The organism is Acidobacteriota bacterium, assembly GCA_012729555.1.
Lineage (GTDB): Bacteria > Acidobacteriota > UBA6911 > UBA6911 > UBA6911 > UBA6911.
This window is the reverse complement of the sequence record JAAYCX010000085.1, coordinates 1-9380: the sequence shown is the minus strand read 5'-3', so window position 1 is coordinate 9380 and position 9380 is coordinate 1. Positions and strand designations below refer to the sequence as shown.

Here is a 9380-nt window from a genome sequence, read left to right as displayed (position 1 = left end):
GACCTCGGCCGACTCCGGGGGGCCGTCACAGGCGAAAGCCGCGCTGTCGAAAACTGCATACTCGAGGCGCTGCTCCCGGACGATCCGGACCAGGCGGTCGGCCTCGAATGTCAACGGACGTTCACAGCGAGCGTATACGACCTCCGGCATATCGGGTCCGAAAAGCCGCTCCAGGCGGTCCCGGTGGTCCTCGCCGGCCAGCTCCCAATCAAAGAGCCCTACCCGCATTCCCCGCTGTGCCATGTTCCCCAGAATGTGTAAAGCGAGATAGCTTTTCGCGGTGCCGCCGTCGCCAAAAAGTACTGCCGGGTGCCTCCGGGGAAGCGAAAGCCCGTCAATCCGGATTGAATCGTCGGGCGCAGGGCGCTCCAGTGTGCGGAGATCCACGGCCGGCTGTCCCTGGCGCTCTGCCGTCAACACCCGTTGGCATAATTCCTCGAGGGCTGCAGTCCAATCTACAGACTTACTCCCTGCCCGGCTGGCCAGGAGCTTCGCCCGTTCAGTCCGGGCTCGTCCGCTGGACAGGTTGAAGTCGGCAATGGATAGGGTCCCGCCAAAGCTCTTCGCCCCCGGCAGGCGGCACCTCACGCAAAGTTCAGCCAGGAGTTCATTGTGCTCCCGGCGCAGGCGGTCCACCTCGAGGACGCTTCCGATCTCCGGCAGGGAAAGCCGATAACGGTCCTCCGTGATGGCTTCGAAGAGGTGCTGGCCGGCGGAACTGTGGGAGCGGTAGGCTATGAGGGCTCCCTCCAGGTCGTTGATCGCGTCCGGAAAGGTGCCATTACCTGATTTGGCCGCCTCATGCAAATTGTGCGCCTTGTTCAGAAGTTCACGCTCCCCGGCAATCCGCACGAGCTCACGGGCGTGATGCGTGACGTCGATGTCGACCGGGATTCCGGCTCCAAGCTGGGAAAGGTAGGTGATCGGGACGGCGTCGGCCTGGCCGGCCTCCATGATCTCCTTCTGCATGGTGACCAGGTCGATCGACGTCCCCGTGGTCGCCAGACTGAGCATTGCGCGGTATGTGATCCGGTCGCGCTCGTCCGGAAGATGACGCGGTTCGAGTCCAGCCGCAATGACATCTCCCAACGCATCAGCACCACGTACGAGAACAGCGCCCAATACCACGGAGACAGCTTCAGTGTCGATCAATCTCGTTTGCACAAGCTCTCCCTTTGACTGGCGGTCATCTGTTGGTAGAGGAGGCACAGGAAGCTGTGCAGATCGGGTGTTACATGCACCAGCGCAAAGCATTTCAAGCAGCGCCAGGGCGCCGGCAGGATCTCCTGGGGCCCGGATCCGCGCGGCCGGATGGATCGCGGCATCTATCCCCTCCGCGCCGAAAGATTGGCTTTGGCTTCGACCAGGGACACCCCCGGCAGAGTTTCGGCGAAAAAGGATTCCAGCTCGCTCCGGAGGAATACCAGCCGCCCACCCCATTTCCGGAAAGGAACGATTCCCCTGGATGCACGCGAGTACCAAAGCCGCTCGGTCCCGCCAAACAGGGCGGCGGCGGTCCGTGCATCGAGGATCTCCCCCGCCAGCTGGCGTCGCCCCGTGCATTGCCCACGCCGCTTTGCAGGTGGATTTCGCTTACCCATTGGCTTTTGTCCTGAGAGTCTTTGCCAAGGCTTCCACTTCCGACCGGTTAAACAGCCGCAGGCCGCTCTTTGTGCGTTCTGCCCGAAGTTTTCCGGTTCGCTCGTAATACAGGACCGTTGTTCCGGCTTTCCCCAGGATCTTTGCCGCGTCATTGGTCGTCAGCAATTCCATTTCCATTACCCTCCATGAAACCGTTGCTTACTTAACAGGATGATGATAAATAATGTGCAGTAACCTTTCATAAGTTACATAGCGTTACATTTCAAGGTGAGGAAAAATGGACCTGGCGCAGGAACAGCACGAGTGGGATTTGCGGGAGCAGCTCCACAAAGAGCGCCCCCAATATTTTGCCGGCCATGGTATGTGGCCGCGGTTCAGCAATTATGAAATCAGAACAGAAAAGGGGATAAGGGATAAAGACCGAACCACAAACATCTGTAAGCACTGTGGCTGGAGCCGTCTTCCATTGGAAGAATATAGCTACTTAGCAATTTGCCCCGCCAAAGATGCTTCCCTTACGTGGTATAAGCCCTTTGATCTCTACCCGGGAATTTTGTTTGAATTTATTGATTTGGCCGCTTCATTGTCAAGGGATTCCGAAATCTTTGAATCCGAATACTCGATAAAGAAAGCACCCTGGATATTTAAAAGCGAATCCGATATCACTTCGCCAGTATTGTCGCGTTCGAACAAGATGACGGACGTATGGATAAAAGATCGGATAGAGCGAGACGGCCCCCGACTGCTGAACTTCTATACCAAGTATGGCCAGATTACAGGGGCGCCATTCAAAAAAGATTACTATTCCGATTTTCTGAATTGGGGGAAGAGGCTTGCCATTCTAAATCCCAAAAAACTGAAGCGCGCCGTTAAATTGGGAACCTTGAAGAAGGACTATGATTCATGGGTTCATTCAGTGCTCAGAGATAATGCTGAGGATATCAGGCTTACCTATGCAAGCTGCTATCATTTGAAGTTCTGGGTTGATCTTTGGCAAGAGTATTGCGCAACGGGAAATAACGCGGACGGATTTCGAAACGATCAGACACCCTGGGCGAGTGTTTTCGATCGCTGCATTGCACCCAATATCACCCTCAAAATTCGGCCAAGAAGGAAGACATGGCAGATTGACTACGATTTTGATCAGCTGTTCCATGCAATAATGGTCATGTTCCTTCTCAATATCAGTTCAGAAAAAAACCAGATCCGAATATGTGCGCTTCCTGAATGCGGGCGACCATTCTTGTCGGCAAACCCAAGGGCGAGGTACTGCTGTAACAGCCATGCAGTCCGGTCGAGAGTCCGTAAGTTCAGGAGCGGCCAGAAGAGCGTAGTGATAAGTGAAGGGGAATTATCAACGAAACAGGGGAAAACTCGGGGAAAATCAAGGAAGGCATAAAAACACGAAAACCCGCATGGATAGCGGGTTTCAGTGCGTTTTCAGCGGTTTACAAAATAGCGACCAGAAGGCTTAGAAGGCAGATGCTCTATCCAACTGAGCTATGGGCGCCCATGGAATGCGTCGCAGTATATCAGATGGGGCGCGGCGGTCTCAAGCGTCAGCCGTTCAGGATGCGGGTGCGGATGTTGCTCTCGAGCGCCGCGATCTCGCCCGCGATCCCGCGGGACAGGGTGCGCTCGGCGTCCATGATCAGGTACCCGATGCCGTTCCGGGTATGGTAGGACTGGGCCTTGATGTTGACCCCCATCCCCGCCACCAGGCCGTTGACGCGGCTGAGGACGCCCGGGACGTCCTTGTGGATGTTGAGCACGCGCAGGCTGTCGGCGACCTCGGGCATCTGCACCTCGGGGAGGTTGGCGCAGCCGGTGGAGCTGCCGGTCTGGACATAGTCGAGGAGCGCCCCGGAAACCTCCAGGCCGATGTTGCGCTGCGCCTCCTCGGTGCTCCCGCCAATATGGGGGGTCAAAATCACGTTGTCCAGCCCGCAGAGGTCGGACCGGAAGGGGTCGCGGCTCGAACTCGGTTCCTCGGGGAACACGTCGAGCGCGGCCCCGGCCAGGTGCCCGTTCCGGAGCGCCTCGCAGAGCGCGACGATGTCCACCACCGACCCGCGGCTGAGGTTGAGCAGGTAGCTCCCCGGGCGCATCCGGGCCAGCTGCTCCCGCCCGATCATCCCCCGCGTCAGCTCGGTGTCGGGCACGTGCATCGTGACGAAGTCCGCCGCTTCGAGCAGTTCGTCGAGGTCCGCGGCCTGCCGGGCGTTGCCGAGCGCCAGCTTCCTGACGATGTCGTGAAACACCACCTTCATGCCGAGCGATTCGGCGAGCAGCCCCACCTGGGGGCCGATGTGGCCGTAACCGACGATGCCGATCGTCTTGCGCCGGACCTCCATGCAGCCGGCGGCCGATTTCTGCCAGCGCCCGAGGTGCAGCTCCATCGAGCGTTGCGCCGCCCGCCGGGCCAGCATGACGACCTCGGCGATGGTCAGCTCGGCGACGCTGCGGGTGTTGCTGAACGGGGCGTTGAAGACGGCGACCCCGCGGCGCGTGGCGGCTTCGATATCCACCTGGTCGGTCCCGATGCAGAAACATCCCACGGCGATCAGCTGCGGCGCCGCTTCGAGCACCCTGTCCGTGATCCGCGTCTTGGAGCGGATGCCGAGCACCTGCACCCCGCCGAGCCTCCCCAGGAGTTCGTCTTCAGAGGGGGATCCCGCCGTCGTCTCCACCCGGAAAGCGCCGCCGGCCCGGAAACTCTCCGCGGCGACCGGGTGGATGTTTTCGAGGAGGAGGATGGCGGGAGCCTCCCCGGCTTCCGCTCCCACCGATTGTCGTGCCTTCATCGCCAATGCCCCGTCCTTTACGCTATGCGTCCCGCCCCGCGGGGGGGGACCGGTTATGCCGCGGGAACCAGCGGCACCTGCATGCACAGGTTCATCGCCGGGGTCACCTCCCCGAAGACGGCCGTCATCGCCTCGACCAGGTCGACGCCGGAACTGCCCGCGACCTCTTTTTGAGACATCGGGTAGTATACCTGAAATCCCGCCCAGGACGAGGGTTCGGCCCCGGCGAGGGTCCTGCGGAGCCGGTCCATATCGGGAAACGCCCCCCGGCCGAAGGTAACGCGGTTTTCCCAGTCCCCGGCGTCGATCCGGAACCCCTCCCGGCGCACCAGGCGGCCGAGCTGCCGCTGCATCTCCCCCCCCGGCACGAGCGCCGCGAGCAGCCGGTGCCAGTCCCAGTCCGGCCGGAGGCGGATCTGCGGGTTGTCCTCGGGCGGCCGGATCATCCCCCGTTCCACCGAAAACCCGCATTTGAAGAGGCCGCCGTCGATGGTGAGGAAGAACTTCGAGCAGCCGAAACTCACCTTCGAGGAGACCGTCTTGGCGCTCCGGTTGGAGCGGGAAACAAAACCGATCCACTGCCAGTAAACGCCCCTGCCGAAGCGCTCGGTCACGAACCCCTCCCGGTAGCGCGCCTCGAGCGCGAGCTTGAGGATGCGGGTGATCCGCTCGTTGTCCTCGAGGTTCCCCACCCGGATGCCGCGCTCGAAATCGAGGTACTCGGCGGCGAACCGGATCGCCGAGGCGGGGTAAGGGGGGGCGATTTTCGGCGTCATGCGGCCTCCTCTTCCGGGAAGGTTTCCCGGTCCGACGCGAGCGTCAGGACGTAGCCCTCGCGGGCGCGCCACCATCCGTGGAAGCGGCGCCCCGATTCCAGGCAGCTTCCCGTCCAGCGCTTCCAGCCCCGGCACCCGCCGTCCGCTTCCGGCCCGGCGACCACCTCCACGCTGCGCGTATCCCGCCGCAGCCCTTCGCGCAGCGCCTTCAGCACGCTCTCCTTGGCGCTCCAGACCAGGTTGGCCCTCAGAATCCCGGTTTCCCCCGAAGCCCCGAGGCAGTAGGCGGCCTCCCCGGGGGTGAAATAGTCCCGGACCAGCGATTCCCCGCGCTCCTCCAGCTTCTCGATGTCGCACCCGAGGAGGAGCGGCGCCGCGGCGACCGCGCACAACCCGCACGGGCCGCTGTGGCTGATCGAGAGCGCCACCGGCAGCGGCACGCCGTTTCGAACCGCTTCGGGCGCACCGTCGGCGGCGGCCCGGACCTCCAGCGACGCGGGCTCCAGGCCGGGGATCGCGAGAAACCCGAGCAGCGCCCGCTTGGCCGTCCAGCGGCCCAGGCGCCAGTCCCGCCGCCGCTTGGCGAAGCGCAGCGCGTCCGACACGCGGCGCTCCCCCTCGGCGAGCCAGTCGTCCCCTTCCGGCACGTCCTCCAGATGCTGCAGGAGCCAGCCCAGCCTTTCTTTCATAGGACCGCGGGGCGACTCCGGCGGGCGCGGCGCGCCCCTGCCGGAGTCCGCCGGGAGCTACTTTTCCGAATGGAGCGCCTTCCGGATCGGCAGGAGCTCTTCCTCCTCGACCGTGTCCGGAAGATCCATCGTCCGGTAGCCCCGGAGGAGCATGTACACCTTCCCCTTGTCGTCGACCACCTCGGCGTCGTAGGCGCCTTCCGGACCGCGGCGGACGACGGCCAGCAACGCCGCCCCGGGGGCGTTTTCAAGCGCGGAGACGATCTCGAGCTTTTCGAAACCGTAGGGGAGCCCCAGCCGGGCTTCACCGGCCAGGCCCACGAGGCTCGCCGTCTGGAAGCAGAGTTCCACGAACCGTGGCGCGACCAGGAGCGGAAGGTCCGCCGGCACGTGGTTGGGCGGCAGCGAGCCGGCGAAACGGCCCACGACCTCCTCCCCCGCTTTCCAGGCGCTGTCGATCACCTGGTAGGCGGGACCGTGGAAATAGACGCGGTAGATGCTCGAGGCCCCGGCTTTCGAGGCGCTCTCCGCGGCGGGCGCCCCCTGCTTTTTCTTCCCGGCGGGGGCCTTGGCGAGCAGCCGCACCCTCCCGGTGAAGTGGGTGGTGATCTCCGGCTCCGCCTGCCCATGAAGCAGCCGCGCGCCGGTGAGGGCGCAATCGGCGACGACGTCCCCGCCGTCGATCCCGAACCGGGCGCTGATCGTCAGCGCCCGCGGCTGGTTGCGATAGAACTTGAACGGGGCCAGGAACCGGACGTCCTCCACCCCCCCGATGAACAGGTCGGGGAAGAGGAGGCGCGCCGTTTCGGCCATCCCCTCGACCCCCATGACGCCCGGAAGAACCGGGGTGCCGTCTATCTGGTGATCGAACAGGAAGGGCTGTTTCGAGGGATCGAGCTCCGTTTCCACCGTCAGCCCGCCGTAAAGGCCCATTCCCTTCACTTCCCCGATCATGATTCCGCGCCCCTCGAGCAGGGGGGCCATCGGCCCTTCGCGGCCGACATCGAGCCCCCCTTCGGGATCGAACTCCCCTACCATGATCCCCAGGCGCTGCCCGATGACGACTTCCCCGCGCGTTCCGCCGGTCAGTTCCCGGCGCACGACCGGGATTCCGGCTTCCGGCGCCAGCATGTCGATCCCCGCCTGCTTCATGATGGCCGGGATCGACCCCCGCGCCGCCATCCCGATGCCGCTCCAGGCGGTCCAGTCGATGGCGATCCCCAGCGAACCGGGGCGCGAAGAGCGGAAATGGGACACGCATTTGCAGAGCAGGTCGTTGGCGGAACTGTAATCGGTCTGTCCGGCGTTCCCGAACCTTCCGGCCACGGAACTGAAGACCACGGCCGCCCCGAGCGGCATCTCCCCGACGCCGGAAAGGAGGTGGAACCAGCCGGCGCCCTTCACGTCGAAGACCCGGTCGAATTCCTCCTGGGCCTTGTCCGGGATGGCGCGGCTGATCTCGAGCCCCGCCGCGTGCAGGAGGACGTCGACCCGGCCGTGGCGTTCGCGGATTTCGCCCATCACCCGCCCGACCGCCTCCCCGTCCATCAGGTTGAGGCTCCGGTAGTGGGCCTGGCCCCCGGCGGCCCGGACCGCCCGGATGGCGTCGAGCGCCGCCGCGCGGCGCTCGATCGCCGCCATTTCACGGTCGACCGTCACCGGGGTGGCCCGTTCCCCCCTGGCCTTGAGGCGCTCGAAGATGTCGCGTTTCAGGTTTTCCCGGTCCGACTCGAGGCGCGCGAGGTCGCCGTCGGCCGGATCCGGCTCGGGAGTCATGTCGAGCAGGTAGAAGGTCCCGCCCGATGCGGCGGCCAGGTCGGCCGTGATGGCGGAAACGATGCTGCCCGCGGCCCCCGATACCACGAACACGGTGTCCTTGCCGAGGGTGAGCCCCCCCCCTTCCCCGGCGGGGCGTTCGGCCAGCCCCACCGTCCAGCGCTTCCCGTCCCGGTACCCGATCTCCACGGCCCCCGGATCGACGAGGGTCTCCTCGATCAGCAGGTCGGCCAGCGCGCTCGTCTTGCGGCTCGGCTCGAAGTCGACGGCCTTGACCGTCGCCTCCCCCTTCTCCCGCTTGAAGGCCTTGGCAAACCCCGTCACCGCGCCGCCGAGCGGGTCGAAGGCGCCCGCCTCGTCGTAGCCGTGCATCCCCCCGAGACGCGTCGCCGTGACCAGGAAGGTCCCCGGGGCGCCGATCCCGGCGTAGAGCGCCTTCATGGCGGCAAACAGGAGCTTGGCCCGGACGCGCGTCGCCTCGTTCCATTCCGCGGCGCTCATTTCCCGGATCGATTTCGGGCTGTCCAGGGCGGCAAGCCAGTACACCCCCTGGACCGGCCCCGCGGCCGCCCAGGGTTCAAGCAGCCGGGCGAGTTCTTCCGCCCCGGGCGCCCCCTCGATCACGAGGGTCTCGACCCCCATCTTTTCCAGCCTGGCGACGAGCGCCCGGGCGACCCCGCCCTGGTCGGGCATGACGACCACCCGGCTCCCGGCGCCGAGCGTCACCCCCGTGGGCTTGCACAGTGCGAGTGCGGGCCGCAGCTGCGGCACCGGCACCCGGCGCGCGACGGCATTGGCCGCTTCCATGCTCCCCGCGACCGTCTTCGCCCCCGCGCCCGCAACCGGCGTTGAATCGGAGACCGCCGGGCCGGCGGCCGCCGCCCCCGTCCCCTGCCGGAGCCCGGGCTTGCGGTCGTAGACGAAACCGATCACGTGAGCCAGCGTCGGGAATTCGCGCAACTTGAGGTTGTCCTCGCGCTCGATATCGTAGGCGGCCCGGATGGCGGCGAACATCTCCGCCTGCTTGACCGTGTCGACACCGAGGTCCGCCTCGAGATCGAGGTCGAGATCGAGCATGTCGATCGGGTAGCCCGTCTTCTCCGCGATGATCCGAAGCACCGTGTCCCTGACCGGGTCCGCCTGCGCTCCCGCCGGAACCGACGCCTCGGCCGGAACCGACGCCTCGGCCGGAACGGACGCCTCGGCCGGAACGGACGCCCCGGCCGGAGCCGCCGCCCCGGCGGCCGGTCTGCCGGCCGCCAGATCGGGGCGCCGGTCGTAGGCAAACCCGATCACGTGCCCGAGCGTCGGGAAGTCCCTCAGCTTGAGGTTGTCTTCACGCGGGATGTCGTAGGCCGCGCGGATGGCGGCGAACATCTCCGCCTGCTTGACCGTGTCGATGCCGAGGTCCGCCTCGAGATCGAGGTCCAGGTCGAGCATGTCGATCGGGTACCCGGTCTTTTCGGCGATGATCCGAAGCACCGTGTCCCTGACCGGGTCCGCTGGCGCCCCCGGCGCCCGCGCCCCCTCCGCCGCCCGCGCCGGGGCGGCCGGAACCTGCGGGGGAGCCGCCTTCGCGGCCTCCAGGCCGGGCTTGCGGTCGTAGACGAACTGGACCACGTGCCCGAGCGTCGGGAAGTCCCTCAGCTTCAGGTTGTCCTCTCGCGCGATGTCGTAGGCCGCGCGGATGGCGGCGAACATCTCCGCCTGCTTGACCGTGTCGATGCCGAGAT

General features: G+C 65.2%; 7 protein-coding genes and 5 pseudogenes. 3 read left to right on the top strand and 9 right to left on the bottom strand.

Going from position 1 to position 9380, the window contains the following annotated elements; genetic code table 11:
• Both GXY47_14630 and GXY47_14625 read right to left on the bottom strand, forming a co-directional pair.
• The coding region (locus GXY47_14630; protein NLV32375.1) for a hypothetical protein at positions 1 to 1164 on the bottom strand (1164 nt) is incomplete at its 3' end.
• A gap of 429 nt (positions 1165 to 1593) precedes the next feature.
• On the bottom strand, positions 1594 to 1773 hold the full coding sequence (locus GXY47_14625; protein ID NLV32374.1) for a MerR family transcriptional regulator: 180 nt from the start codon (positions 1771 to 1773) through the stop codon (positions 1594 to 1596).
• Positions 1774 to 1879: 106 nt separating this feature from the next.
• Here GXY47_14625 and GXY47_14620 point away from each other — a divergent pair, with 106 nt between their 5' ends.
• Positions 1880 to 3001 carry a CGNR zinc finger domain-containing protein gene (locus GXY47_14620; protein ID NLV32373.1) on the top strand — a complete coding sequence of 374 codons (1122 nt, stop codon included), beginning with the start codon at positions 1880 to 1882 and terminating at the stop codon, positions 2999 to 3001.
• A 160-nt stretch (positions 3002 to 3161) separates the two neighbouring features.
• Here the strand turns inward: GXY47_14620 and serA are convergent, their stop codons facing one another.
• The 6 genes and pseudogenes from serA to GXY47_14590 all read right to left on the bottom strand — a co-directional run bounded on the left by serA (position 3162) and on the right by GXY47_14590 (position 8724).
• On the bottom strand, positions 3162 to 4406 hold the full coding sequence (serA, locus tag GXY47_14615) for a phosphoglycerate dehydrogenase (protein ID NLV32372.1): 1245 nt from the start codon (positions 4404 to 4406) through the stop codon (positions 3162 to 3164).
• Between the two features lie 53 nt (positions 4407 to 4459).
• Positions 4460 to 5182 carry a hypothetical protein gene (locus GXY47_14610; protein NLV32371.1) on the bottom strand — a complete coding sequence of 241 codons (723 nt, stop codon included), beginning with the start codon at positions 5180 to 5182 and terminating at the stop codon, positions 4460 to 4462.
• Positions 5179 to 5871 carry a 4'-phosphopantetheinyl transferase superfamily protein gene (locus GXY47_14605; protein ID NLV32370.1) on the bottom strand — a complete coding sequence of 231 codons (693 nt, stop codon included), beginning with the start codon at positions 5869 to 5871 and terminating at the stop codon, positions 5179 to 5181. Before GXY47_14605 ends, GXY47_14610 begins: the two co-directional genes overlap by 4 nt.
• Before the next feature lie 57 nt (positions 5872 to 5928).
• Positions 5929 to 7053, bottom strand: a complete 1125-nt coding sequence (locus GXY47_14600) for a hypothetical protein (protein ID NLV32369.1) — start codon at positions 7051 to 7053, stop codon at positions 5929 to 5931.
• A 9-nt stretch (positions 7054 to 7062) separates the two neighbouring features.
• Positions 7063 to 7647 (bottom strand): annotated as a pseudogene (locus GXY47_14595) (SDR family NAD(P)-dependent oxidoreductase).
• A 921-nt stretch (positions 7648 to 8568) separates the two neighbouring features.
• Positions 8569 to 8724 (bottom strand): annotated as a pseudogene (locus tag GXY47_14590) (hypothetical protein).
• 71 nt (positions 8725 to 8795) lie between these two features.
• Here GXY47_14590 and GXY47_14585 point away from each other — a divergent pair.
• Positions 8796 to 8885, top strand: a pseudogene (locus GXY47_14585) (DNA-binding protein).
• Positions 8886 to 8946: 61 nt separating this feature from the next.
• Here the strand turns inward: GXY47_14585 and GXY47_14580 are convergent.
• A pseudogene (locus tag GXY47_14580) lies at positions 8947 to 9087 on the bottom strand (hypothetical protein).
• A gap of 62 nt (positions 9088 to 9149) precedes the next feature.
• Here GXY47_14580 and GXY47_14575 point away from each other — a divergent pair.
• Positions 9150 to 9233: pseudogene (locus GXY47_14575) on the top strand (RNA-binding protein).
• Positions 9234 to 9380 lie beyond the last annotated feature (147 nt).